At 64.0% G+C, this 23,765-nt stretch carries 20 protein-coding genes; 12 read left to right on the plus strand and 8 right to left on the minus strand.

Annotated features, from left to right (window positions below; translation table 11 throughout):
• Positions 1 to 178 precede the first annotated feature (178 nt).
• Genes ASG57_RS21450 through ASG57_RS21465 form a run of 4 tightly spaced genes read left to right on the plus strand, consistent with a single transcriptional unit; the run spans position 179 to position 5,360 of the window.
• The gene (locus tag ASG57_RS21450; protein ID WP_024337433.1) at positions 179 to 1,015 is read left to right on the plus strand and encodes a universal stress protein; all 837 of its coding nucleotides are present in this window, start codon (positions 179 to 181) and stop codon (positions 1,013 to 1,015) included.
• 45 nt (positions 1,016 to 1,060) lie between these two features.
• Complete coding sequence (locus ASG57_RS21455; protein ID WP_028145775.1) at positions 1,061 to 1,798, plus strand: ABC transporter ATP-binding protein; 738 nt, start codon at positions 1,061 to 1,063, stop codon at positions 1,796 to 1,798.
• Positions 1,795 to 4,158 carry an ABC transporter permease gene (locus ASG57_RS21460; RefSeq protein WP_200948575.1) on the plus strand — a complete coding sequence of 788 codons (2,364 nt, stop codon included), beginning with the start codon at positions 1,795 to 1,797 and terminating at the stop codon, positions 4,156 to 4,158. The genes ASG57_RS21455 and ASG57_RS21460 overlap by 4 nt, the downstream gene beginning before the upstream one ends.
• A gap of 2 nt (positions 4,159 to 4,160) precedes the next feature.
• A complete protein-coding gene (locus ASG57_RS21465; protein ID WP_057197354.1) occupies positions 4,161 to 5,360 on the plus strand; it encodes an efflux RND transporter periplasmic adaptor subunit in 1,200 nt (399 codons plus the stop codon).
• An 88-nt stretch (positions 5,361 to 5,448) separates the two neighbouring features.
• Here ASG57_RS21465 and ASG57_RS21470 read toward each other — a convergent pair whose 3' ends face one another.
• Complete coding sequence (locus ASG57_RS21470; RefSeq protein ID WP_024337437.1) at positions 5,449 to 6,540, minus strand: enolase C-terminal domain-like protein; 1,092 nt, start codon at positions 6,538 to 6,540, stop codon at positions 5,449 to 5,451.
• 190 nt (positions 6,541 to 6,730) lie between these two features.
• Here ASG57_RS21470 and ASG57_RS21475 point away from each other — a divergent pair, with 190 nt between their 5' ends.
• Entirely contained in the window at positions 6,731 to 8,293 is a 1,563-nt protein-coding gene (locus ASG57_RS21475) for an adenylate/guanylate cyclase domain-containing protein (protein WP_024337438.1), read from the plus strand.
• 40 nt (positions 8,294 to 8,333) lie between these two features.
• On the opposite strand, the gene ASG57_RS21480 is transcribed toward ASG57_RS21475, so the two are convergent.
• Together ASG57_RS21480 and ASG57_RS21485 are read right to left on the minus strand one after the other, a co-directional pair.
• On the minus strand, positions 8,334 to 9,263 hold the full coding sequence (locus ASG57_RS21480; protein ID WP_024337439.1) for an alpha/beta hydrolase: 930 nt from the start codon (positions 9,261 to 9,263) through the stop codon (positions 8,334 to 8,336).
• 185 nt (positions 9,264 to 9,448) lie between these two features.
• Positions 9,449 to 10,018: an alpha-ketoglutarate-dependent dioxygenase AlkB gene (locus ASG57_RS21485; protein ID WP_024337440.1), complete on the minus strand. Its 570-nt coding sequence runs from the start codon at positions 10,016 to 10,018 to the stop codon at positions 9,449 to 9,451.
• 78 nt (positions 10,019 to 10,096) lie between these two features.
• Between ASG57_RS21485 and ASG57_RS38775 the strand changes: the two genes are divergently transcribed.
• On the plus strand, positions 10,097 to 10,237 hold the full coding sequence (locus ASG57_RS38775) for a hypothetical protein (protein WP_196232340.1): 141 nt from the start codon (positions 10,097 to 10,099) through the stop codon (positions 10,235 to 10,237).
• Here the strand turns inward: ASG57_RS38775 and ASG57_RS21490 are convergent.
• Genes ASG57_RS21490 through ASG57_RS21500 form a run of 3 tightly spaced genes read right to left on the minus strand, consistent with a single transcriptional unit; the run spans position 10,234 to position 14,049 of the window.
• Positions 10,234 to 11,820 carry an ATP-binding protein gene (locus ASG57_RS21490; protein WP_024337441.1) on the minus strand — a complete coding sequence of 529 codons (1,587 nt, stop codon included), beginning with the start codon at positions 11,818 to 11,820 and terminating at the stop codon, positions 10,234 to 10,236. The two genes, ASG57_RS38775 and ASG57_RS21490, sit on opposite strands and share 4 nt — an antisense overlap.
• The gene (locus tag ASG57_RS21495) at positions 11,817 to 12,521 is read right to left on the minus strand and encodes a response regulator (protein WP_024337442.1); all 705 of its coding nucleotides are present in this window, start codon (positions 12,519 to 12,521) and stop codon (positions 11,817 to 11,819) included. The genes ASG57_RS21490 and ASG57_RS21495 overlap by 4 nt, the downstream gene beginning before the upstream one ends.
• Before the next feature lie 19 nt (positions 12,522 to 12,540).
• A complete protein-coding gene (locus tag ASG57_RS21500) occupies positions 12,541 to 14,049 on the minus strand; it encodes a DUF4153 domain-containing protein (RefSeq protein WP_057197486.1) in 1,509 nt (502 codons plus the stop codon).
• A 189-nt stretch (positions 14,050 to 14,238) separates the two neighbouring features.
• Between ASG57_RS21500 and ASG57_RS21505 the strand changes: the two genes are divergently transcribed.
• Positions 14,239 to 15,582, plus strand: a complete 1,344-nt coding sequence (locus ASG57_RS21505; RefSeq protein WP_057197356.1) for a glycoside hydrolase family 3 N-terminal domain-containing protein — start codon at positions 14,239 to 14,241, stop codon at positions 15,580 to 15,582.
• Between the two features lie 93 nt (positions 15,583 to 15,675).
• Here ASG57_RS21505 and ASG57_RS21510 read toward each other — a convergent pair whose 3' ends face one another.
• Positions 15,676 to 16,947 (minus strand): DUF892 family protein, encoded by a 1,272-nt coding sequence (locus tag ASG57_RS21510; protein WP_057197358.1) that lies wholly within the window; start codon positions 16,945 to 16,947, stop codon positions 15,676 to 15,678.
• 231 nt (positions 16,948 to 17,178) lie between these two features.
• On the opposite strand from ASG57_RS21510, the gene ASG57_RS21515 reads away from it, so the two are divergent.
• Positions 17,179 to 17,385 (plus strand): hypothetical protein, encoded by a 207-nt coding sequence (locus ASG57_RS21515; RefSeq protein ID WP_024337446.1) that lies wholly within the window; start codon positions 17,179 to 17,181, stop codon positions 17,383 to 17,385.
• Between the two features lie 134 nt (positions 17,386 to 17,519).
• On the opposite strand, the gene ASG57_RS21520 is transcribed toward ASG57_RS21515, so the two are convergent.
• Entirely contained in the window at positions 17,520 to 18,365 is an 846-nt protein-coding gene (locus tag ASG57_RS21520; protein WP_024337447.1) for an SDR family NAD(P)-dependent oxidoreductase, read from the minus strand.
• Positions 18,366 to 18,546: 181 nt separating this feature from the next.
• On the opposite strand from ASG57_RS21520, the gene ASG57_RS21525 reads away from it, so the two are divergent.
• The 4 genes from ASG57_RS21525 to ASG57_RS21540 all read left to right on the plus strand — a co-directional run bounded on the left by ASG57_RS21525 (position 18,547) and on the right by ASG57_RS21540 (position 23,711).
• Entirely contained in the window at positions 18,547 to 20,043 is a 1,497-nt protein-coding gene (locus tag ASG57_RS21525) for an aldehyde dehydrogenase family protein (protein ID WP_024337448.1), read from the plus strand.
• A 120-nt stretch (positions 20,044 to 20,163) separates the two neighbouring features.
• Positions 20,164 to 21,291: an alkene reductase gene (locus tag ASG57_RS21530; protein ID WP_057197360.1), complete on the plus strand. Its 1,128-nt coding sequence runs from the start codon at positions 20,164 to 20,166 to the stop codon at positions 21,289 to 21,291.
• A gap of 145 nt (positions 21,292 to 21,436) precedes the next feature.
• Positions 21,437 to 21,940: a GFA family protein gene (locus ASG57_RS21535; RefSeq protein WP_057197361.1), complete on the plus strand. Its 504-nt coding sequence runs from the start codon at positions 21,437 to 21,439 to the stop codon at positions 21,938 to 21,940.
• Between the two features lie 109 nt (positions 21,941 to 22,049).
• Positions 22,050 to 23,711 carry a thiamine pyrophosphate-binding protein gene (locus ASG57_RS21540; RefSeq protein ID WP_057197488.1) on the plus strand — a complete coding sequence of 554 codons (1,662 nt, stop codon included), beginning with the start codon at positions 22,050 to 22,052 and terminating at the stop codon, positions 23,709 to 23,711.
• The last annotated feature ends 54 nt before the right edge of the window (positions 23,712 to 23,765 follow it).

Genomic DNA, 23,765 nt, shown 5'->3' on the forward strand with positions numbered 1-23,765 from the left:
CGCAACGCCGTTGGTTGAGTGAAGGGCCCGTCTGCGCGACGATGTCGCAGCAGAAGGTCGCGGCACGCCGCCGCCTCTCGCCTGGCGCCACAGGGAAAGCCGCCGGTACTCTGAGCTAGATCAAGCTGCCCCGAACTCGCGTGAATATGCTCAGGCAGCATCAGTTCGGAGAGTCCAAATGGCAATCAGGGACATCTTGCTCACGCTCACCAGCTATCCCGACCCGACCCCGGTCGCGGTGATCGACCGTGCCGTATCGCTGGCCTCTCTCCTCGGCGCCCACATCGCGGCGGTCTCCTGCGAAGTTCATGTGCAGGTGCCTGGCAGTTTCCTGGCGGGGGCCGGCAATGTCGGGGCAATAGTGGCCAGCGAGGCCCACAAGAGCCGGAAGAATGCCCAGGATCTGCTGGCGACCTTCGAATCGACGGCACAAAAATCCGGTGTTGCGCACGAGCTCGTTCTCGATCGTTGTTTGTCGTCCGAGGTGCCGGGCGTTCTGGTGGAATATGCGCGGCTTCGCGACCTTGCCATTGTGCCGGTGCCGGAATCTTACGATCAATGGTATGCTGAATCGATCATCTTCGGTTCAGGGCGGCCGACCGTCGTGCTTCCGGAAGCGTCGGCTTCCAGGGAGTTCGAACTGAACAGGGTTCTTGTCGGGTGGGATTTCAGCCGCGCGGCTGCGCGTGCAATATCTGATGCCATTCCGATCATGGAGAAAGCGCGCGAGGTCTGCATCCTCACCGTGACCAACGAGAAGACGATTTCGAGCCGACGCTCGTCGTCCGAACTCGCCAAGAACCTGTCGAAGCATGGCATCGACGTCGTCGTGGAGGAGGCCGATGCCGCTGGACGGGCGATCGGTAGGGTTTTCGCCGAGCAGGTGGCCTCCCGCAGGGCGGATCTCCTTGTCATGGGGGCTTACGGCCATTCCCGTTTCCGGGAGTTCGTATTGGGAGGCGCGACCCGGAGCATCCTGACGAAGCCGCCAATTCCGGTGCTGTTGTCCCACTGATCACCGGTCAGATAAGGCCCCGAAGGCGGCGAGCGGGTTATGCCCATGGACGCCCAACAGTTCGAACAAGGTAACAAGAGATCCCCGGTGTTTCACGCCAGGGGTCTTTCGAAGACCTATCGAATGGGAGAGATCGAGGTGCATGCGCTGCGCGACGTCGACCTCGACATCTTCGAAGGCGAGTTCGTCGTGCTCCTAGGCCCGTCCGGATCGGGCAAGTCGACCCTGCTGAATATCCTGGGAGGCCTGGACAGTCCGACTTCGGGCGAGGCTCATTGGCGGGATCACAATCTGGTCGGCGCAACTGATGCGGAGTTGACCCGGTATCGACGTGAACACGTGGGCTTCGTTTTTCAGTTCTACAATCTCATTCCCAGCCTGACGGTGCTTGAGAACGTCGCGCTGGTGACCGAGATTGCGGACAAGCCGCTTGAGCCGCGGGAGGTGCTTGCGCTCGTCGGGCTCGAAAAGCGGACCGATCACTTCCCCTCGCAGCTGTCCGGCGGCGAACAGCAGCGCGTCGCGGTCGCCCGTGCCATCGTCAAGTCGCCGGATGTGCTTTTGTGCGACGAGCCGACGGGCGCGCTGGACTATGAGACCGGCAAGGTAGTGCTGGCGGCGATTGCGCGAGCCAATGAGCGCCTCGGCACCACAACGATCATCATCACGCACAATGCTGCAATTGCGGGCATGGCGGATCGCGTACTTCGGCTCGGAGGCGGGCGGATCGTCGGCGAGGAGCGCAATGCGCATCGGCTCTCGGCAGACGAGGTGCACTGGTGAGCCTGCTCGATCGAAAACTGCTGCGTGACATCGGCGCGATGCGAGGGCAGGTGCTGACGATCGCGCTGCTGGTCGGAGCCGGCGTCGCCGTCTTCATCGGGTCGGTCTCCACCTACGAATCGCTCAACATGGCCGTTGAGCGGTTCTACGGGGCTGCGCGGTTCCCGCAGATCTTCGTGACGCTCAAGCGGGCGCCGCTGTCGATTGTCCCGCAACTCGAATCGATTGCCGGCGTTGCGACGGTTGAGCCCCGTATCGTTCGTGAGGTCATCGTCGATTGGCCGGCTGCATCCCAGCCGGTGTCGGCCCGGATCGTGTCGCTCAACCATGCGGGCGACGAAAGGCTCGCCCGACTTCACTTGCGCCGTGGCACGGCGCCCGAGCCAGGCTCTGCGAGAACTGCAGCGATTAACGAAGCGTTCGCGGAAGTCAACGGAGTGAATCCCGGCGACGACGTCCGCGTCCTGCTCAACGGGAAGGTGGAAGCTTTCCACGTCTCCGGCATCGCGCTTTCGCCCGAATATGTCTATGCCGTCAAGCCGGGCCTGCCGATTCCCGACGATCGGCTCTATGCGATCCTTTGGGTCGACCGCAGTGCGGCGGAAGCCGCCTTCGATATGAAGGCAGCCTTCAATGACGCCGTCATTTCGCTGGCGCCGGGCACCGATCCGAAGCCGGTTATCGACGAGCTGGACCGCTTGCTTGAACAGTACGGATCGGTCGGCGCCGTCCAGCGGCGGGATCAGCCTTCTAACCGCTTCCTCGAGGATGAACTGAACCAGCAGAAGGTGATGTCGACCACGATCCCGTTCATCTTCTTCGGGGTTGCGGCGTTCCTGCTCAACAGCGCTCTGGGGAGGATCGTGGCGGTCCAACGCGAGCAGATTGCTGCGTTGAAGGCGCTGGGTTTTCCAACCTCGACGCTAACTATGCACTATCTCAAGCTCATCCTCGTTATCGTGCTGATTGGATCTGCGCTTGGTGTTGGAGCCGGCTGGAGCTTTGGGAAAGCGATGATTGCGAGCTATCAAAGCTTCTTTCGCTTGCCTGATCTGCCGTTTCGGCTGACGCCGTGGTCGTTGGCGCTCGGGATTGCGATCAGCCTGGCTGCGGCATCGCTTGGCGTCCTGACTGCGCTGCGGCAGGTCGTCCGGCTGGCGCCGGCGGTCGCCATGCGGCCGGCGGCGCCGCTGGGCTTTCGCCGCTCGTGGATCGAGACACTTCTGCCAGGCAACGCGACCAGATCTCGCCTCCTGATGATTTTGCGGAATACCGCCGGACGTCCATTTCGTTCGTTGCTGACCGTCGCCGGGGTGGCCTTTGCCGTCCCAATGATGGTGTTGGGAATCTTTTGGCGCGACGCGATCAATGAGATGATCGACCTGCAGTTCAACCTGGTGGAGCGCGGCAACACGACGGTGACGTTCCCGCACCCTATGGACCGGGCCATAATGCGGGATCTGGCTCGCGAGCCCGGTGTCTTGGCCGTGGAAGGGCAGCGCATCCTGCCGGTGCGGCTACGCGCCGGCCAGCAGAGTTATTTGACCTCGGTGATCGGTCTATCCGCGGGAGATGAGCTGCGGCGGCCGCATGACGCGACGCTGCGCCCGATCGCGGTAAGCCCCGACGGAATTACGCTCACACGGCGGCTCGCCGAACGACTCGACGCGAAGGCCGGTGACATCCTCACGGTCGAGGCGATGGAAGGACGACGACGGAAACGCGATCTGCCGGTCAGTGCCATCGTCGACGAGGCGATCGGAATGGCATCTTACATGGAGATCGAGACCCTGAATCGCTTTACCGGGGAGGGTGCGGTGATTTCGGCGGCGAGCCTGTACGTTGAGCCGACTGCGATGATAGCCTTGGGGCAAAGGTTCAAGAGCTTGCCGACCATCGAATCTGTGACGATGAAGGCGTATGCGCTCACTTCGTTCATGGAGAAGATCGCCGGGCTCGTTTTCGTGACCGCCGGAATCCTTGCGGCCTTCGCCACCATCATCACGGTAGGGGTCGTCTACAACAGCGCGCGCATCAGCTTGCAGGAGCGCGCATGGGAACTGGCCAGCCTTAGGGTGCTGGGCTTTACGCGCGGCGAGGTTGCGAGCATCCTGTTCGGCGAGTTCGCTATCGAGATCGCGCTGGGGATTCTGATCGGCCTGCCGCTCTCTCATGCCGTTATCGAGCTGATCGCCAGATTTCACTCCAACGAGAGCTTCCAGATACCTGCCGTGATCGCCCCGCAGACTTATCTCATTGCCGTCGGCGTCGTCCTCGCTGCGGCTGCCGCCAGCGCCCGCATTGTCAAAGGCCGTGTTGATCGGATCGACTTGGTCGCAGCTCTCAAGACCAGGGAGTAAACATGCACGTCACGGGCCGTCATATCGCAATTGCTGCCGGACTCTTGGCCGCCGCCGGCGTTACGGCCTGGCTCCTGGTTCCGGCCTCAGTGCCGGTCGAGACCGCAGCTGTGACAAAGGGGAGGTTCGCCGCCACTGTCGATGAGGATGGCAAGACGCGCGTCCGCGAGCGGTACGCGGTCGCCGCGCCGCTTGCGGGGCGCTTGAGCCGGATCCGGTTCAAGGTTGGCGATCAAGTTCAGGTCGACGACGCCATCGCCACGATCACCCCATCCCCAGCGCCCCTGATGGACCCCCGGACCCGCCGAGAGGTCGAGGAGAGATTGGGAGTGGCCGAAGCCAATCTGGAGCGCGCCAGGGCGGTCGTCGAGCGGGCTAAGGCCCAGAGCGATCACGCCAATACCGATTTGACCAGGGCGCGGACGCTGGCTCAGCAAGGAGCGGCGACGACGCAGGCGCTCGAGCGTGCAGAGCTTGCGGTGCATCTCGCCGACCGGGATCTTCGGGCGGCGGAATTTCAGAATCATGCGGCCGAGCATGAGATCAGCCAAATGCGCGCATTGCTGGCCCGGTACGGCAATGATGGCAACGGCCACCCGGATAGCTGGAACGTTGTGTCGCCTGTCGCCGGCGTGGTGCTGAAGGTCGCGCAGGAAAGCGAAACGATCGTGCAGCCGGGTACGCTCTTGCTTGACGTCGGTGACGCCAGAGATCTCGAAGTCGTGGCCGACGTTCTCAGCACCGATGCGGTGGAGATCCGCCCCGGAGCCGACGTCGACATCGACAATTGGGGTGGGGAGGGAAAACTGAAGGGTCGGGTGCGCCGGGTCGAGCCGGCAGCTTTCACGAAGGTCTCGACGCTCGGAGTCGAGGAGCAAAGGGTCAATGTTCTCGTCGACATCCTCTCGCCCGCGAAGCAGTGGGCACGACTAGGAGATGGCTATCGGGTGGATGTTCAGATCACCGTCCTCGCGCGGGACGAAGCCACGATCGTCCCGTCGGGCGCGCTGTTTCGTCGGGGTGAAGGCTGGAATGTCTATGTTGCGAAGGGCGGGCGGGCCGAACTGCGCCAAATCGAACTCCTGCGCCGGTCCGGCCGCTTCGCGGCCGTCGCTTCCGGCCTTGCGCCTGGTGAAGAGGTGATCGTCTATCCCAGCGACCGAGTTGCACCGGACGTGCGTATCGCACCCAGATCACCGTGAAGAGATCGCCGGAGACGGCGAATGCAGTCGCCCTTATACGCCGACATTGGCCGCAATGACGAACACGTTGAGAGCCTCCACCCCCGACCTAACCGACCAGATACTTCTTCACCGCCGCCTCGTCCCATGCGATCCCGTTGCCGGGCTCCTCGCTCGGCAGTGCGAAGCCGTCCTTGATCTTCAATCGTGTTGCCAGCACCGCATCGGCCCAGTCGACATATTCCAGCCAATGCGCGGTCGGCGTGACGCAGAGCAGATGCGCGCTCACTTCCGAGAACAGATGCGTGGACATCTCGATGCCGGCGGCGTGCGCAAGCGCCGCGGCACGGAGCCAGCCGGTGACGCCGCCGATGCGTTGAACGTCCGGCATCACGTAGTCGCAGGCTTCCGCCGAGAGTGCGGATTGCATCGAAAACGCGCTGTCGAAATTCTCGCCGATCTGCACTGGCGTATGCAGCGCGTCCGCAATGCGGGCGCAGCCGGCATAATCGTCATGGCGGATCGGCTCCTCGATCCAGGTGAGGCCCTCGTCGTCGAGCATCTCGCCGCGGCGGATGGCCTCGGTCACCGTCAGCGCCTGGTTGTAGTCGCACATCAGCGTGACCTGATCTCCGACGGCCTTGCGCACCGCGCGCACGACCGCGAGATCCTCCCGCGCATCGGGCCGGCCGACGCGGATCTTGGCAGCCTGGAAGCCTTCGGCCAGCAACTTGTGGGCTTCCTCGACAGCGGCGCCGGCCGGCATGATGCCAAGCCCCTTCGAATTGTACGCCCTGACCGGCTTCGGTGCGCCGCCGAGCAGGCGCGCCAGCGGCAGGCTGCGTGTGCGCGCAAGCGCATCCCAGGCCGCCATGTCGATGCCGGATTGCGCCAGCCGTTGCAGGCCGGCGAGGCCCAGCAGCGTGAAGCGCTGGGCCAGCTTGCGTTCGATCTCGAACGGCAGCAACTCGTCTCCGGTGAGAAGATCTGACATCTCCGTGACCATCGCCGCCAGCGGCCGCAAGGCCGAGGGTGTGAGCGAGAACAGATAGGCATGGCCTACTGCGCCCTGATCGGTCTCGCAGTCGATCAGCACCAGCGGCGCCTTGGCGACCGCGCCGGTCGCGGTCTGGAGCGGCAGGTTCATCGGCACGATCACGGGACGCGCCTGGAAGCGCTTGATGCGGATGGTTTCGGTCATGGGCTTCTCCCGGCCGGGCGGATGCAGATCGGTGCTGATCTTAAGCATCCGTGATCAAACGAAAAGCCATTTGCTGCGACCCCATAAAATGGGGTTGCGCCGGCCTGGAATTATTGGCTCTGTGCCGCCGCATTCTTTGTCGCAGATTCTGTGCAATTTGCGACAAAACCGTACATAACGGAGCCGCAGGGTGAAACAAGAGATCTCCGAAGAACAGCGCAAGAGCGGCATTCTCACGGGCGCCGTGATCGTCTTCCTCCTGCTTGCCCTGCCCCTGGCAGTGTGGCTGGACCTGACCGAGCTGAGCAGTACGGCGCTGCGCCGCCAGGCGGTCGATCTCAATTCAGTGATCACGAGCGTGCGCAGCTACTACGCATCCAACGTGGTCGGGCGCGTGCTCGCCAACCCGAACGGGACGACCAAGGTCGTGCACAATTATGAATCCGTTCCCGGCGCGATCCCGATCCCGGCGACGCTCTCGCTCGAACTCGGCCGGGTGATCGGTGCGCAGCAGGAGAACATCACCTACCGCTTCGTCTCCGACTTCCCGTTCCAGAACCGGGCGCCCCACCAGCTCGACAAGTTCGAGAAGGACGCGCTGGAGGCGCTTCGAAAGGATCCCGAACAGAAGATCGTCGACACCGAGACCTCCTTGTTCAACGACAAGGTCCGCCTCGTGGCCCCGGTCACCATGGGTCCCGCCTGCGTCAGCTGCCACAACAGCCACCCGGAAAGCCCGAAGAAGGACTGGAAGGTGGGCGACGTCCGCGGCATCCAGGAGGTGATCATTGCCCAGCCGATCGCCGCCAACATCTTCTCGTTCAAGTTTCTCCTGGCCTATTTCGTGATTGCCGCCGGCAGCGGTCTGGCGTTCCTGTCGCTGCAGCGCCGCCAGGCGCTTCGCATCAAGGGTATGAACAAGGAGCTTGAATCCGCCAACGACTTCCTGGCCTCTCTGTCGATGAAAATCTCGCGCTACATTCCGCCTCAGGTCTACAAGAGCATCTTCTCGGGCCAGAAGGACGTCACCATCCACACCGAGCGCAAGAAGCTCACCATCTTCTTCTCCGACATCCAGAACTTCACCGCGACCGCCGAGCGGCTCCAGCCGGAGCAGCTGACGCAGCTGCTCAACGAATATTTCACGGAGATGTCGGCGATCGCCCACGAATATGGCGGCACGATCGACAAGTTCATCGGCGACGCCATGCTGATCTTCTTCGGCGATCCCGAGACCCGGGGGGACCGCGCCGATGCGCAGGCCTGCCTTCAGATGGCCTGGCGCATGCAGCAGCGCCTTGCCGAGCTCAATGCGAAATGGCGCGCGTCCGGCATCGAGCAGCCGTTCCGCTCCCGCATGGGCATCAATTCGGGCTATTGCAATGTCGGCAATTTCGGCAGCGCCGACCGCATGGACTACACCATCATCGGCGCGGAAGCGAACCTCGCCGCGCGCCTGCAATCCATCGCCGAGCCCGGCGGTATCGTCTTGAGCTACGAGACCTTCGCGCTGGTCAGCGACGTCGTGCGCGCCCATGCGCTGCCGGCGATCACCATGAAGGGCATCAGCCGAGAGGTGATTCCCTATTCGGTGGATGCGCTGAACGACGCTGCGGCGGCGAACAGCGGCATCATCACCGAGCGCGCGCCCGGGCTCGAGCTCTATCTCGACCCCGCGGTGGTGAGATCAGGCGATGCCGCGCGTGTCCGCTCGCTGCTGGAGAACGCGCTCGCCACGCTGAAGCCGGCATGAGGCCCGGCCTCGGTCTGTCCAGCCCAACGCCTTGCGCCGGTTACGGCAGTCCCCGCGCCTCCAGCTGCCGCACCAGCAGGAGCGTGGGTTCGGCGAGGCTGTCGCCGGAGCCGTCGAGGCCGAAGGCGCTCGCAATGCCGTCGCGGCTGCGCAGCAATGCGCTGCGCGGGCAGTGGCCGGCGCCGCAGAGCGTCTTCTTCAGGGTTTCGCCCTGCGCCACGAGGCCGGCGGAATCATCCGCGGCCCAGGCCAGCACGATCGGCACATCGACATTGAGGATGCCGGGGAAGACCGAGCGCTTGTCGTACTGGGCGGCATCGGTGCCGAGATAGGCCTTCTCGCTGTCGCTCGCGTCCTTGCCGACGCGGTAGATCCCGGACACCAGCACGACGCCGGCGACGTCGGCGCCGTCGGTCTGCAGCTCGGGATGCGCCAGCAGCGTTGCGAGATGGAACGCGCCGGCACCGTATCCGACCGCGACGATCTCGCGGTGGTCGCCGTTGAACAGGTCGATATTGCCGTGGACCCACGATAGCGCGGACGCCACGTCGGAGGCGCCGGCCGGCCAGGTCGCCGCGGGCGCCAGGCGGTAGTTGACGCGGACCCCGACCATGCCGTTGCGTGCGGCAAAGCACATGACCTGATCCTGGATCTGACGGGCCAGCTCCGGCGCCGCGCGGTCGCCGGTGAAGGTGTCGCCCGCGACGAACAGCAGCACAGGCCGTGGCGTGTCGGCCTTGGTCGCGTTGGTCGCGACATCCAGCACGTTGGCCTCGCTCTCGCCGTAGCGCAGACCGCGCGAGAAGGTGACCTGCTCGCACAGCCGCGCGGTGCCGCCGGCCGTGGTGTCGGAATCGGTGAGGCCCGCCCGGACGAGATCGGACGGCGCAGCCAGCCGGTGCGGCAAAGGCCCGTGCGCCGAGGCCGTGGTCATGGTCAGAAGGAGGAAAAATGCCAGATAATTCTTCATCGTGATGCGGGCCCTGTGGGGCATATTGGCTCGCCGATTTGGCCTGTCTTTTCAGTTCGCCTCATTAGTTGGCTGCCCTTGAGGCGGATTCACGGCACCCTTGGCGAGGCGTTGCCGGCTTCGACCCGGTACGGGCCTTCTACTGTGCATGGGGTTGTTTTCGCGGTTTTGTTTTGGACCGCCCATCAGGTCCGTTTCATCGTGCGGAAGGTGATGGAATAGCGCCGCGCCTCGACGGGCGGGATGCTGTGTTCCCACACGGAGCGCGCCTCGCCGTCCATCATGTAAAGCGAGCGCGGCAGGGCCTCGAGCGTGTGGCGTTCCCACCGGTCGCCGCTGCGGCGGCGGAAGCGGAACTTGCAGGGCGAGCCCAGCGACAATCCGAAGACCTTGTCGAAATGCGGCTTGTCACGGTGCCAGCCGATGCCGACACTGACCTCGTACTCGGTACACAGCACCTGCCGGACGCTGGCCTCCGGCAGCCCCGCCCATGCCTCGACCCGGCGGGCGACGGGCGTCACCCAATCCGGGATCGGCTCCGCCTCGGCCAGCCGCTGCAGCGCATAATCGTAGCGATAGCCGAACGAGGCGACCCGGCGGTTGCCTTCGAAGGCCCCGAACTGGAAGCGCCGCAGCGGCAATGCTGCGATGCGATCGATCAGGTCCTGCTCGATGGCGGCGTTGATGAAGTCGTCCGTGTAGCGGAGCCCCGCAGGGCCGTCTTCGCCGCCGCCGAACAAGGCCAACTGGGTCATTCTCGCACGTCCGTGATGGAACCTCTTGGCGGCTGATACGACTTACATATGACGCGGGGAGTCATGTGCGAGGCTGTCATGGCAGAGAAGCATTCCGCCGATCCGGCAGAGATCATGCGAGCGACCGGCCATCCCGAGTTGGAATATGCCGCAGGCTGGACCATCGCTGGTCTCGTGACCATCGCCACCATCGTCGCCGCCTGGGTGTTCGCCATCTAGGCTGCCGGGAATTGGAGTTCGAAGGCCGCGCCCTTGTCGGTGGGCTTGAGCCTGATCGAGCCGCCATGGCTCGCCATCACCGCGCGCGCGATCGCCAGTCCCATCCCGGTGCCGCCCTGGTCGCGGCGGGTGGTGAAGAACGCGTCGAAGATCCTGTCGCGATTCGGCGGCGAGATCGGTTCGCCGTCGTTGCTCACGGTCAGCAGCAGGGTCGTGCGCTCGAAGGCCGCCTCCAGCCGGATTGACCTCGCCTCGTGCCGCATCGCGTTGTCGGCGAGGTGCGACAGAACGATCAGCGCCTTCTCGCTGGACATCGCGACCGGGCGGTCGAGGTCGCCGCTGGCCGAGATGTCGCCTGCCGGGAACCGGCTCCTGAGATCGGCAATGACGGGGGCAAGCTCGGTGCGCTCGTTTTGCGGCAGGCTTTCGGCGCGGGCGAGCTCGCGCAGCCGCTGTGCCATTGCTTCCAGCCGTTGGGTGTCCGACAGGATGTTGGCGATGAACATCTTCTGCTCGGCCGGCGTCAGGCCGCCCGATTTGCCCTGAACGGAGTCCTGCAACAACTCGGCCGCCCCCTTGATCGAGGTCAGCGGCGATTTCAGTTCATGGGTGAGGTGGGCCGAAAATGTCGCGATGTAGTCGGAGCGCCGCGCCAGTTGCTCGGCCATGCCGAGAAAGCTGTGCGAGAGCTGGGCGAACTCGCGCGTGCCGTAGTGCCGGAGCGGCTGGAACGCCTCGCGGTCACCGCGGCCGATTCGGGCGGCACGGTCGATCAGTTCGCGCATCGGCAGCGTGATGGTGCGCGAGAAGACGATGCCGATTGCGATCGTGCCGAGGATGACGGCAAGGCCGGCCAGCACGAACTTGGCCCGCTCCTGGTAGAGATGGTCGAAGATGTTACTCGGCGTACGCGTGGTGTAGATCACGCCGGCGACGCGGTTGTTGACGATGACCGGCATCGCCGAGAACACATGCACGCCAAGGCCGCGGCTGAAGGAGTAGATCGGCGGCGGCGGCTTGTCCGGCACACGATTGCGCAAGGTGGCGCGGTACTGCCCGTGCAGTGCATCGGCGACCTCCTCGATATGCGCAAGGGATTGCCCGATCTCCTGCCGCCCGGCGATCACAACGCCTTGCGGATCGAGGATGCGAAAACCTGCCAGGGTCACCTTCTGGGTCTCGCGGATGATCGGCGTCAATCTTGCGCCGATCTCGACAAAGGCAGGCTGCGCCGGCCGGATTGCTGCTTGGGCACCGGGCCGACGCCGCAGCAGGTCGTTGGCGGTGAGATCGAGCGCGGGGCGAATCGGCGTGACCTGGTCGCCGGGATCGGGCAGCACGCCCGGGGGCACCTCGGTACCGAGCGTCAGGCCGCTGTCGAGTCTTGCCGCGACCTCCTGCGCATAGATCGTCGCGAGCACGCGGCTCTGCGCGATCAGTTCGGCCTGGGTCTGGCGGATCAGCTGGTTGTCATAGAGGCGGAAGAAGAACAGACCGACCAGCGGCAGGATGGCGACCGTGGCCAGCACCGTGAAGATGACGAGCCCAAGCGACGGCCGCCATTTGTCGGGCGCCGCGCTCATGCCTCTTTCTCGCAGCGTCCGAGCTTGAAGCCGACGCCGTGGATGGTCTCGATGACGTTCTCGCAGGCGAGCGCCGCGAGCTTGGCGCGGATGTTGCGGATATGGCTGTCGATGGTGCGGTCGGAGACCTGGATATTGAGCTGATATGCCGCCCGCATCAGCTGTTCGCGGTTGAACACAGACGTTGGCCGGGTCAGGAAGGCGCGCAAAATGCCGAACTCTATCGCGGTCAGCTTCAGCGGCGTCCCTGCAAACGAAGCCACGTGCTGCTCGGGATCGATCAGGAGCCCACCTTGCACGAGCGCGGCCGGACCGGACTTGGCCTCGCCATTGCGCGGACTGAGGCGGCGCAGGATGACATTGATCCGCGCCACTAGCTCGCGGGGGCTGAACGGCTTCGTCACGTAGTCGTCGCCGCCGATCTCGAGACCGAGTATGCGGTCGATCTCCTCGTCGCGCGCCGACAGAAACAGGATCGGCACGTCGGACGTCTTGCGGATCTCGCGGCAGACGTCGAGGCCGTCGAATTCGGGCAGGCCGATGTCGAGCACGATCACATCCGGCCTGTCGGCGGCAAAGCGGGCGAGTGCCTCCTTGCCGTCGCGCGCTTCGATCACGTCCATGCCCGCCTTCTTGAGGGCGACACGGATGACCTCGCGGATATGGATCTCGTCGTCGACGATGAGAATGCGATGCGCCAAGAAACTCTCCGTTAACTCGTCAGCCCGCCGGACCGCTGCCGGACTGAGCTCTCGCCTGCGCGTCCAGCCTGCGCTGGAGCCGCCAGCTCCGAAATCCCCAGCTTCGCCAGGCCAGGTCCCGACGTTGCTGTTCTACAAGTCGGTCGCGGCGTGACACAAGGCTGCCCTGGCCGGCGCCGGGCCGCAGCGCCATCGCATTGTCGATGGCAGGCAGCGCTTGCGGCCCGAGTGTCAGCAGATAATCGATGTCCAACTGCACGCCTTTGCCCGATGCTTCCCGGCTGTGGGCGACATTGTAGTCGGCGATCAACGCATCGAAGTTCACGAGGGAGCAGCCATAAAGCACGATCGACAACGCGATGAGGTTGGCGCCGACGAGCCATAGGTTGGACCTGTCGAGCACGATGCGCGCGACGATCAGGATCAGGCCGAGCGCCACCAGCCCCATCCAGATGAAGGCGGCGATGCGCCAGTAGGTCAGCATGTAGATGTCGACGTAGAGATCGAGCCGAAGGATGGACGAGGCGACCAGAAGCACGTTCTGCCCTACCCAGAGATAGACCAGCGGCCGGATCACCCTCGATTTCTCTGCCAGGCCGCCCGGGCGCATTGCCACCAGCACGAAGGCGGCGGCCAGCAATGCCGTCGCGATCAGGGGATAGGCGCCGCGATGGGCATAGCCGGCATAGGTCAAATTGTCGGGCAGCGCCACATGGCCCCAGAGATAGATGCCATCGAGGACGGTCTGGGCCGCGAACAGCAGGTTGAACAGGATGAGCGATCGCAGAATGGTCGAGGGGCCCAAGAAATCTGGCGAGACGAGGGGCGCAACAGGCTCCGGCTCGGCGACATTGGCTGCCGCGTCGACAGCGATCTTCCGGCTTCGCCAGCGCACATTGATGAATGGCCAGACCAGTGTCAGCATCAAGGCCCAGAACAGCACGCGCGGAACGCTGACATGCTCGAGGACAACCTTCGGATTGAGCAGGGATACCCACTGCTCGATCACCGGGTTGGCCGCGGCGAACAGTGTGACGAATACGGTGCTCAGGGCCATCGGCATCAGCCACAGCGCGATGCCTTTAGCGAAAGCTGCCTTGTCGAAGACCTTGAGCACATCCGGCAAGAAGCGAAAGAAGCCGAGCAGGATGAAATCTCGAAGGGCGCGGGCGCGGTCTACAAGTCCTGCCGTGTCTGGATTCGTCGTGAGCAGCAGGGCGACGAGCAGCGCTGCGGCGAGGATCGGAAATGAGAGAGCGTTGATCTCTTCCATCGCGGGCACGAGGCCGAGCGCGAGAATCGCACCTCCAATCGCCGCGCGCCGAAGATTCAGCATCGCGTGGTTTGTGAACATCGAGGCACAGGCGATTGCGATCACAAAGATGGCCAGCGAAAACCCGAGCCGCTGGCCGTAGAAGAGCCAATCGGCGAGTGCTGCGAGCAGCAAGGCCATTGTGAGTTGGACCGGCAGCGCGGAAGGCCCGATCGGTTGGATGTCCGTCGTCGATGTCGAAGGCAGGCTGGTCATGTCCAGAAGATCCTCCGTGAATGGTGGCATCACAGAGTCTGAATGGCTCCTGTGCAGAAGCCTGGATCGTCGTCTGCACGGTTTCAGGAGTCTTTTGCAGATTTCGTGCAGGTGCGTTCTTGCCTCTCGCGCAATGCCGATCGCGCTGATTAGGTGTGAAGCATTCGCCACTCACGAGTGTGACGCATCATGCAGTTACTCCGACGTATCGGTCTCATCCTGCTTCGGCTGGCCGCGCCTGTAGCTGCATTCGCGGCCGCGAACAAGAACGATCCCTATCTGGTTCTGCTGCGCGGCGCCGGAAACATCGCGCTTGTCTTTGCAAGCATCGCGATTGTCATCGTCCTGTGGCGCAGGGGGCGATGGCGAAGCATTGCAGGAAAGCTGCTCGTCATGCTTTGGTGCTTGCCGCCACTGCTGATGTCGGCGGCGCATGTCAGGTTCGAGCTGCGCAAGCACGCTGTCCTCGCCTCGAGTGACCCCGAGGCGCGACAGCTCGGACCTCACTTCATGGTCGGCTATTCATCGTTCCCGGAAGTCGCGCGCCTTGCCGAGAAGGGATTGATCGGCGGCGTCTACATCACCCGGCACAACATCCGGGCGCGGACGGTCGGGGCGCTACGCGCCGAGATCGCGACGCTCCAGGATATCAGGCGCACCGCCGGCCTGCCGCCACTGTTCGTCGCCGCGGATCAGGAGGGCGGCATCGTCGGCCATCTTTCACCGCCGCTGACGAAAGTTCCGGCGCTGGCAACACTCGCCGGGCTCGCGCCAGACGAGCAGCAGGCCAAAGCCGAAGAGTTCGGCCGCATTCATGGCCGCGAACTCGCGGATCTCGGAGTCAACCTCAACCTCGCGCCGGTGCTCGACCTGAAGCCGCCGCCCAGGCGCAATCGCCTCGATTTCCATACGCTGATCGGGCAACGTGCGATCGCGACCGATCCCGTCGTCGTGGGCACGATCGCGACCGCCTATGTGCGTGGGCTGGAGGAATCCGGCGTCGGTGCCACGCTGAAGCATTTTCCTGGCATCGGCCGCGTGGACGGCGACACCCACCACTTCAGCGCAAACCTTGATACGCCCGTGACGGAGCTGGAGGCAACGGACTGGCGCCCGTTCCGGGAGGTGCTGTCGCGTTCGCGCAGCGCGCTCATGGTCGGTCATGTCACGCTCACCGCCGTTGATCCCGATCGCGCCGCCTCGCATTCGAAACGCGTCGTCCAGGGCATCATTCGCGACAAGTGGAACTACCACGGCGTGGTGATGACCGACGATCTCGTCATGGGCGCGATCTACCAGAACGACGTCTGCAAGGCTGTGGTGGAGGCGATCAATGGCGGGGTCGATTTGCTGCTGGTCGCCTATGACGGCGTGCAGTTCTACCGTGTCTTTGCCTGCGCGCTCGAGGGATCGCGGCAGGACAAGCTCGATGCCGCGATGCTGCGCGCCAGCGCGGGGCGGCTGGACAGTGGCCGTCCGGTCGTGCAGGCCCGGACTGTTTCGCGAGCGATCAGCGCCGATCGTCAGGAATAGTTACATACCGGCTCGATCGCGCAGCACCGCCTCGCGCAACGGCGCGAGGCAGTCCGGTTCCGGTCGTCCGTGCGTCGGGTCGTCGTGCGCTCCTTATTCGGCCTGCTCCAGCGCGGCGGGCATCTTCGCGACCGACATCAGCGACCGCGCCACCTGATTGAGCAGGAGGTCGGCATTTTCTTCCTCGGCAAGCGACCTGGAGAGCAGGGCGACAATCGCGCTGTGCCGAAGCTGCTGCGCCAGGTTGCGGGCCGTGGTGTAGCCGGACATCTCATAATGTTCGACGCGCTGGGCCGCTGAGATCAGCGCAAGGTCGGCGGCCGCGTCCTCCTTATCTTCGCCTTCCTTCATGACCTCCTGGCCCTCCTCGATCAGGCCCATCATGCCCTTGCATGGCTTGGCCCGGGCGTTCTCGCCGAGCAGTTCGAAGCACTCGTTGATGCGCTCGACCTGGTTCTCGGTCTCCACCAGGTGCTGCTCGAACAGCTCGCGCAATTGGTCGAAGCGCGCGGCCTGCGCCATCTTGGGAAGCGCCTTCGTCAGCTGCTTCTCGGCATGCAGAATGTCGCGGAGTTCGTGGAGCAGGAGATCCGTCAGGCCCGCCTCGTCGACGGGCGGTGAACTCTCGGTGACGATCGGGGTCGCAGCGCCGGGATCCGAGGATTGCAGCGCAGGCGATTCCGTGAACACCCAGTCCTCTCCTTCGTTCCAGGGACCGCGGGTGTCGATCTCGCCATGGTCGCCGCTGCCCGTGGAGTCGTTGAAGTACTGGTTCACCAGGCCGGGCGTCGGCGCAATCCTGCCCACACTGAAGGCCGGCTTCGACAGGCTTTCGAGCGCGCGCGCAAATGCCTTCATATGCGTGATCTCGCGCGTCATCAGGAATTGCAGCGCATCCTTGCTGCCGGCATCGTCGCAGAAATTGATCAGTCGCTCGTAGACGATCTTCGCGCGCGCTTCGGCCGCGATGTTGCTGCGGAGGTCCACGTCGAGTTCGCCGGTGATCTTGAGATAGTCGGCGGTCCAGGGATTGCCCTGCGAATTGAACAGATTGACGCCTCCCCCGCCGGCAATCGCAATCAGCGGATCGGCCTCGGCGGCCTGACGGTCGTTCTTCGAAGGCGCGAGATGCATGCGGGCAAGGCAGCCGACGACTTCCAGATGGCTGAGCTCTTCGGTGCCGATGTCCATCAGCAGGTCCTTGCGATCAGGATCCTCGCAATTCAGCCCCTGAATCGAGTATTGCATCGCAGCCGCAAGTTCCCCGTTGGCGCCGCCGAACTGCTCGAGGAGCATATTGCCGAAGCGCGGATCGGGTTCATCGACGCGCACAGTGAACATCAGCTTTTTGACGTGGTGATACATGGAAGGGCTCGCGCTGAGAGGGAACTACGCCGACAACGAACGCTTGGAATGTTCGTTCCTAGCCATCCCAAAGTTGGGATTCGCGGGGGTGACGGGGGACGAGGAGGCGCCATGCCACCGCAAATGTGGACCACTTCGCATGAGGTTATGTGACCCGCGATCCTCGTCAGCATTGTGCTTCGAACGCAGGTGCGATATGGCTCGCGCGCCTTTCAGAAGCGGAGACCAGCCTTGTCGAAACAATCCCTGCGCGAGGAGGCCGAACGCCTGATCCGCGAGTCGATGGAAAAGAAGACCATCGTCGTCAAGCAGGGCACGACCCGCATCGAGGCGATCTGCGGCAAATGCGGCGCACCGAACCGGGTACAGGCGGAGAAGGGCCAAAGCCGCGTCAAGTTCGCCTGCAAGAATTGCGGGCACAAGCAGGAGACGCTGTAGTGCTTGCGTGCAGCGAACACTCCGCCCGTCCTCCTGCGGAGCCCGCTGTAAGCGGTCGGGCCGGGCTGCCCCAGCCGGGCCTGCATGGTTCGTGACGCGCACAAGGCGCGCTCCTCACGGCGAGGGGGCGGCAGTCACTTCCCCTCCACGAACGTCTTGAACGCGTCCGCGTAGTCCGGATGCCAGCGTGACAATGGCGGGCGGTTCTCGACGATGTCGCCGGCGGCCCAGAGCATGCGTTTCTCGTCGAGGGCGCGCGGTACGTCGTTGTCCGGACACAAGATATAGAAGTCGCCCGCCTCCAGCCGCATCAGCATGAAATCCACGGTCTGTTCCGGCGTCCAGGCGCCGGCCGGCTTCTCGCTGCGTCCCTTCGCCGTCAGGCCGGTGAAGACGAAGCCCGGGATCAATAGATGTGCCGAGACCTGGCAATCTTTCGTGTTGCGCAGCTCGTGTTGGAGCGCCTCAGTGAACGCCTTCACGCCGGCCTTCGAGACGTTGTAGGCGGGGTCGCCCGGCGGCGTGGTGATGCCCTGCTTGGAACCGGTGTTGATGATCAGGCCGCACCGGCCGCGTGCGATCATGTTCGGCGCGAAGATCCGCGAGCCGTTGATGATGCCCCACATGTTGACGCCGATGATGCGCTGCCAATTGTCGGGATCGCCGAACAATGTGCTGCCCGGCTGGATGCCGGCATTGTTCATGAGGACATCGGTGCCGCCGAACCGCCCGCGTACCGTGCGCTCCAGTTCCAATACGCTCTCGGCCTCGCTGACATCGACGACTGAACTCATCACGTTTGTGGCAACCGTGATGGATGACAGTTTTGTTGCAGCTTCTGCTAACCGTGTCTCGTCGACGTCCGCGATACACACCTTCATTCCAGCGCGCGCAAACGCGGTGGCAGCGGCAAATCCGATGCCGGACGCGCCGCCTGTGATAACGGCAACGTTGTCTCTGACGATGGCGGGATGTGGCATGGATCGTCTCCGTGGATGGCTCTCGGTCGAGCTATAGCATGGCAGCAATCCGACCCTGCACAAGTCGGCATGGGAGGTCTTCCTTCTTCGCTGCCTTTACGCCTATCCAGCAGGGCTGTATCCTCGATCGAACGATCCCGCCCAGATCGAACCAATCAATCACCTGATAGGGAGCGCAGCCATGGCTGTATCGCAGGCTATTCCGATCACGCGTCATCCGTTCGCCAACGGATCGTACAAGCAGATGCTGATCGACGGAAAATGGGTCGATGCAGCCTCGGGCAAGCGCTTCGAGACCCGCAATCCCGCCACCGGCGAGCTGCTCGCAACCGTCGCCGAAGGCGACAAAGAAGATATCGACCGCGCGGTGGCCGCGGCACGCCGCGCCTTCGAAGGGTCCTGGAGCAAGGTCAAGCCCTTCGAGCGGCAGAACCTGCTCTTGAAGCTCGCCGATCTCGTCGAGAGAAATTTCGACGAATTGTCACAGCTTGATACGCTCGACATGGGTGCGCCCCTCAGCCGCACCCGCGCCTATCGTCTCCGCGCCGTAGGCATGCTGCGTTACTACGCCGGCCAGACGACCGCGATCCATGGCGAGACCATCGAGAACTCGCTGCCGGGTGAGATCTTCTCCTACACGCTGAAGGAGCCGGTCGGCGTCGTCGGCGCTATCATCCCCTGGAACGGACCGCTGACGGCGACGATCTGGAAGATCGGTCCGGCGATCGCGACCGGCTGCACCGTCGTGCTCAAACCTGCCGAAGAAGCGCCGCTGACTTCGCTGCGTATCGCCGAACTCGCGATGGAAGCCGGCGTGCCGCCCGGCGTCATCAATGTCGTACCCGGCTATGGCGAGACCGCGGGCGCTGCGCTCGCATCGCACCACGATGTCGACAAGGTCGCCTTCACCGGCTCGCATGTTACGGGCCAGTCGATCATCCGTGCCTCGGCCGGCAACCTCAAGCGCGTCTCGCTCGAGCTCGGAGGCAAGTCGCCTGACATCGTCTTCGCGGATGCCGATCTCGACGCAGCCGTCCCGGGCGCCGCGATGGCGGTGTTCGCCAATTCCGGGCAGATCTGCAGCGCCGGCACGCGCCTGTTCGTCGAACAGTCGATCTATGACGAATTCGTCGGTCGCGTCGCCGAGTTCGGCAAGAAGCTGCAGGTCGGCAACGGCCTCGATCCCAACGTGCAGATCGGCCCGCTCGTCTCCGAGCAGCAGCTCGAACGCGTCACCGGCTATCTGGACATCGGCCAGAAGGAAGGCGCCAGGGCGCTCGCCGGCGGCGGCCGCGTCACCGAAGGAGCTTTGTCAAAGGGCTTCTTTGTCTCCCCCACGGTGTTCGCGGGTGTTGAAGACAACATGCGCATCGCGCAGGAGGAGATTTTCGGACCTGTGATCTCCGCGATCGCCTTCAAGGACATGGACGAGCTGGTCAAGCGCGCCAACAACACCACGTTCGGCCTCGGCTCCGGCTTGTGGACGCGCGACGTCAGCAAGGCTCACGCTGTGGCGAAGAGTCTGCGTGCCGGTTCGGTCTGGGTGAACTGCTACCAGGCGATGGACCCAGCCGTGCCGTTCGGCGGCTACAAGATGAGCGGCTATGGCCGCGAGTCCGGCAAGCAGCATGTCGAGGAATATCTCAACGTGAAAGCCGTCTGGATCAAGACCGCCTAACATCAACATCCCTTCCATCTTCCACGGGAGGGAATATCTGCCTTTGCGGGGGCGGCACCTTTGCCGGTGGCCGCCCTTCGCTATATGATCCGCATCCTTCCATAGACATCTGGGGCCCATATGAAATTCGAGGCGTTGTTTCAACCGTTGCAGGTTGGTCCGTATAAGCTTGCGCACCGCGTCGCGATGGCACCGCTGACCCGTATGCGAGCCGAGCGCGAGAGCTTTTCGCCGCGCCCGCTCAACGCCGAGTATTACGGCCAGCGTGCGACGAAAGGCGGCCTGATCATTGCCGAGGCCTCGCCGGTGCTCTCGCATGGCCGCGGCAATCCGGCCACGCCAGGCATCTATTCGGAGGCGCAAGTAGCCGGTTGGCGTAAGGTGGTCGATGCGGTGCACGCCAAGGGCGGCATCATCTTCCTGCAGCTCTGGCATGTCGGCCGCGTCTCGCACTCATCGTTCCATGGCGGCGCGCTGCCGGTCTCTGCTTCGGCGATCCCGATCAAGGCCGAGGGCATGAAGGCCATGACCGCAGACGGCAAGATCGCCGATTACGAGACGCCGCGTGCGCTGGAGACCGAGGAAGTGAAGGGCATCGTCGAAGCCTTCAGACAGGGCGCGAAGAACGCGCTTGCCGCGGGCTTCGACGGCGTCGAGATCCACGGCGCCAACGGCTATCTGCTCGAGCAGTTCCTGCAATCGCGCAGCAACCAGCGCACCGATCAATATGGCGGCTCGATCGAGAATCGCGCGCGGCTGCTGCTCGAGGTAACGCAAGCTGCGATCGACGTCTGGGGTGCAAACCGCGTCGGGGTACGGCTGTCGCCCTACGGCATCGCCAACGATTCCGGTGAGCCCGATCCGATGCCGCTCTATACCTATGTTGTGAAGGAGCTCGACAAGCTCGGTCTGGCGTATCTGCATTTCATCGAACCACGCTCCAGCGGCTCGGGCCGCGCCGAGGTCAACTGGCAGAACGTGCCATCGGCGATGGTGCTGTTCCGTCCGCTCTACAGCGGCGTGTTGATGACCGCCGGCGGCTTCACCGGGGAGACCGCGAACGCGGCGATCGCCGATGGACATGCGGACATCATCGCGTTCGGCCGCATTTTCATCTCCAATCCCGATCTGCCACGCCGCCTTGAGCACGGCTATCCGATCACGCCGTACAACCGTGCGACATTCTACGGCGGTGAGGAGAAGGGATATACCGATTATCCTGTGTATGACGAACTGACGCCGGCTTGACCTCTGCTGTCATTCCGGGGCGATGCGCAGCATCGAACCCGGAATATGAACGAGCCGCCTGATGGATTCCGGGCCCGCGCCTTCGGCGCGTCCCGGAATGACAATCGTGTATTGTTGCGGTCGCTATGACGACGGGGAGAATTCCATGGCCAAAGCCGCAGCAGCCGCGGGCATAGCCACCGGCCAGTGCCTCTGTGGCAAGGTCACCTTCGAAATCCACGTTCCCGCGCGGTGGGCCTGGCATGATCATTCCGCCGCCAGCCGTCGCGCACATGGCGCGGCCTACGCAACCTATGTCGGAAGCTGGAAGAAGCGCTTTCGCATTACCGCCGGCAAGACCGCGCTCACGCGCTACGAGGACAAGGCGACGAAGACCGCGCGCAGCTTCTGCTCGCATTGCGGCACGCCGATCGCCTATGAGCGACCGCGCGGCCCGCACATGGTCAACATCCCCCGTGCGCTGTTCAACGAGCGCACCGGCCGCCAGCCGCTCTATCACATCGCCATCGAAGAGCTGCAGGAATGGGCCTACACTGGCGAGCCGCTGGTGCCGCTCAAGGGGTTTCCGGGCGTGGTGTGGCAGCGATCGAAAAAGAGGATGCGTGCGCGCGGCGGTGATCCGTTCGAACTGGGACCGGGAGAGATGTAGCGCGCCTCTCCCGCGCAACGCAGCCATGACCGCGTTTCCTTGCGCCCATCCCGCAATCTCGGCCATCATGCGTTCCGTCCTTGCGGCAACGCCCGCTCCTGGAGGAAACATGAAGAACAAGATCACCGGCCGTTCCGCCTTTCTCGCGCTGCTCGAGGACGAGGGCATCGCGCACCTTTTCGGCAATCCGGGCACCACCGAGCTGCCGATCATGCATGCGCTGAAGGATCATCCTGACCTCACCTATGTAATGGCGATGCAGGAGAGCCTGGTGGTCGCGATCGCCGACGGATACAGCCGCGCCTCCGGAAAGCTCGTGGCCTGCAACGTCCACGTCGCGCCCGGCCTCGGCAATGCCATGGGCTCGCTCTACAACGCGCAGTTCACGGGCACGCCGATGATTCTCACGGCCGGCCAGCAGGAGCAGGGCCACGGCCTGATGGAGCCGGTGCTTTACGGCCCCTTGGTGCGCATGGCCGAGCCGCTGGTGAAATGGGCGGTCGAGGTGACGCGGTTGGAAGATCTGCCGCGCATCGTGCGCCGTGCCGCCAAGGTCGCAACGACGCCGCCGACCGGGCCGGTGTTCATTTCGCTGCCGGGCGATATCCTAAACAGTGAAGCCGGCATCGATCTCGGCCGGTCCACCCGGATCGATGCCCGCACGAAGCCATCGGACGAGGCGCTGAAGGCCTTTGCCGCGCGGCTGCTGAAGGCGGAGCGCCCCGTCATCGTCACCATGGACGAAGTCGTCAAGAGCGATGCGTTGAAGGAGGCTGCCGCACTCGCCGAATTGCTCGGCGCGGCAGCTTACCAGTCGTCGACGCCATACGGGGCGCACTTCCTGTCGGAGAGCCCGAGCTTCGTCGGCACTCTGGCACGCGTGCAGAAGGTCGCGCGCGATACGCTTGCGCCTTACGATCTGCTGATCGCGCTTGGCGGCGATCCCTTGCGGATGTCGGTCTATAGCGAGGTCGATGCGCTGCCCGATGGCCTCGGCATCGTGCAGATCGGTCTGCTCGATTGGGAAATCGCCAAGAACTACGGCGCTGAGATCGCATTGAAGGCGGATCTGAAGGAAACATTGCGCGCGCTCATCCCGGTGCTGAAGGAGATGGGCGGCGCAACACTGGCGAGCAAGGCGAAGCAGCGCCTCGCCGAGCTCGCGCCGACCAACTGGGCCGCGCGGCGTGCCGCTCTTGTCCAGGAGATCAGCAAGAGCGCGGACCGTACTCCGATCGATCCCGATTTTCTGGTGCTGCAGATGGTCGAGGCGATGCCTGACAATGCCATCCTCGTCGACGAAGGCCTCACCTCCAGCCGCCAGATCACGGCGCTGCGCCCGCACCGCGACCGCTACGGCTATCACGGCCTTGCCTCCGGCGGCATCGGCTGGGGTCTGCCGGCGTCCGTCGGCGCCAGCATCGCCAACCCGGATCGTCCGGTGGTGTGCTTCTCGGGCGATGGCAGCGCGATGTACTCGATCCAGTCGCTGTGGACCGCGGCGCACCACAAGCTGCCGCTCAACGTCGTCATCGTCAACAATGGCGGCTACCGCATCATCAAGCAGCGGCTGCTCGCCTTCCATGGCGACGACAATTACGTCGGCATGGACTTCGTCGATCCTCCCGTGGATTTCGTAGGCGTCGCCAAGGCACTGGGCTGCGAGGCGATCAAGGTCAGCGACCCCCGCGAGCTGAAGGCGACGCTGGCGTCGGCGTTCGGCCGGCCTGGGACGAAGCTGATCGAGGTGATGGTGGACGGCAAGGTGTAGGGGCGGGATGTCGCATCGTTATTGCGAGGAGCGTAGCGACGAAGCAATCCAGAC

It is taken from the genome of Bradyrhizobium sp. Leaf396 (assembly GCF_001424605.1).
Classification (GTDB): Bacteria; Pseudomonadota; Alphaproteobacteria; order Rhizobiales; family Xanthobacteraceae; genus Bradyrhizobium; species Bradyrhizobium japonicum_C.

What these genes read in the sequence shown, in the direction of transcription:
- ASG57_RS21450 (WP_024337433.1), top strand. Translation starts at nt 179, where the DNA reads ATGGCAATCAGGGACATCTTGCTCACGCTCACCAGCTATCCCGACCCG.
- ASG57_RS21455 (WP_028145775.1), top strand. Translation starts at nt 1,061, where the DNA reads ATGGACGCCCAACAGTTCGAACAAGGTAACAAGAGATCCCCGGTGTTT.
- ASG57_RS21465 (WP_057197354.1), top strand. Translation starts at nt 4,161, where the DNA reads ATGCACGTCACGGGCCGTCATATCGCAATTGCTGCCGGACTCTTGGCC.
- ASG57_RS21470 (WP_024337437.1), bottom strand. Translation starts at nt 6,540, where the DNA reads ATGACCGAAACCATCCGCATCAAGCGCTTCCAGGCGCGTCCCGTGATC.
- ASG57_RS21480 (WP_024337439.1), bottom strand. Translation starts at nt 9,263, where the DNA reads ATGAAGAATTATCTGGCATTTTTCCTCCTTCTGACCATGACCACGGCC.
- ASG57_RS21485 (WP_024337440.1), bottom strand. Translation starts at nt 10,018, where the DNA reads ATGACCCAGTTGGCCTTGTTCGGCGGCGGCGAAGACGGCCCTGCGGGG.
- ASG57_RS38775 (WP_196232340.1), top strand. Translation starts at nt 10,097, where the DNA reads ATGGCAGAGAAGCATTCCGCCGATCCGGCAGAGATCATGCGAGCGACC.
- ASG57_RS21490 (WP_024337441.1), bottom strand. Translation starts at nt 11,820, where the DNA reads ATGAGCGCGGCGCCCGACAAATGGCGGCCGTCGCTTGGGCTCGTCATC.
- ASG57_RS21500 (WP_057197486.1), bottom strand. Translation starts at nt 14,049, where the DNA reads ATGACCAGCCTGCCTTCGACATCGACGACGGACATCCAACCGATCGGG.
- ASG57_RS21505 (WP_057197356.1), top strand. Translation starts at nt 14,239, where the DNA reads ATGCAGTTACTCCGACGTATCGGTCTCATCCTGCTTCGGCTGGCCGCG.
- ASG57_RS21510 (WP_057197358.1), bottom strand. Translation starts at nt 16,947, where the DNA reads ATGTATCACCACGTCAAAAAGCTGATGTTCACTGTGCGCGTCGATGAA.
- ASG57_RS21520 (WP_024337447.1), bottom strand. Translation starts at nt 18,365, where the DNA reads ATGCCACATCCCGCCATCGTCAGAGACAACGTTGCCGTTATCACAGGC.
- ASG57_RS21525 (WP_024337448.1), top strand. Translation starts at nt 18,547, where the DNA reads ATGGCTGTATCGCAGGCTATTCCGATCACGCGTCATCCGTTCGCCAAC.
- ASG57_RS21530 (WP_057197360.1), top strand. Translation starts at nt 20,164, where the DNA reads ATGAAATTCGAGGCGTTGTTTCAACCGTTGCAGGTTGGTCCGTATAAG.
- ASG57_RS21535 (WP_057197361.1), top strand. Translation starts at nt 21,437, where the DNA reads ATGGCCAAAGCCGCAGCAGCCGCGGGCATAGCCACCGGCCAGTGCCTC.
- ASG57_RS21540 (WP_057197488.1), top strand. Translation starts at nt 22,050, where the DNA reads ATGAAGAACAAGATCACCGGCCGTTCCGCCTTTCTCGCGCTGCTCGAG.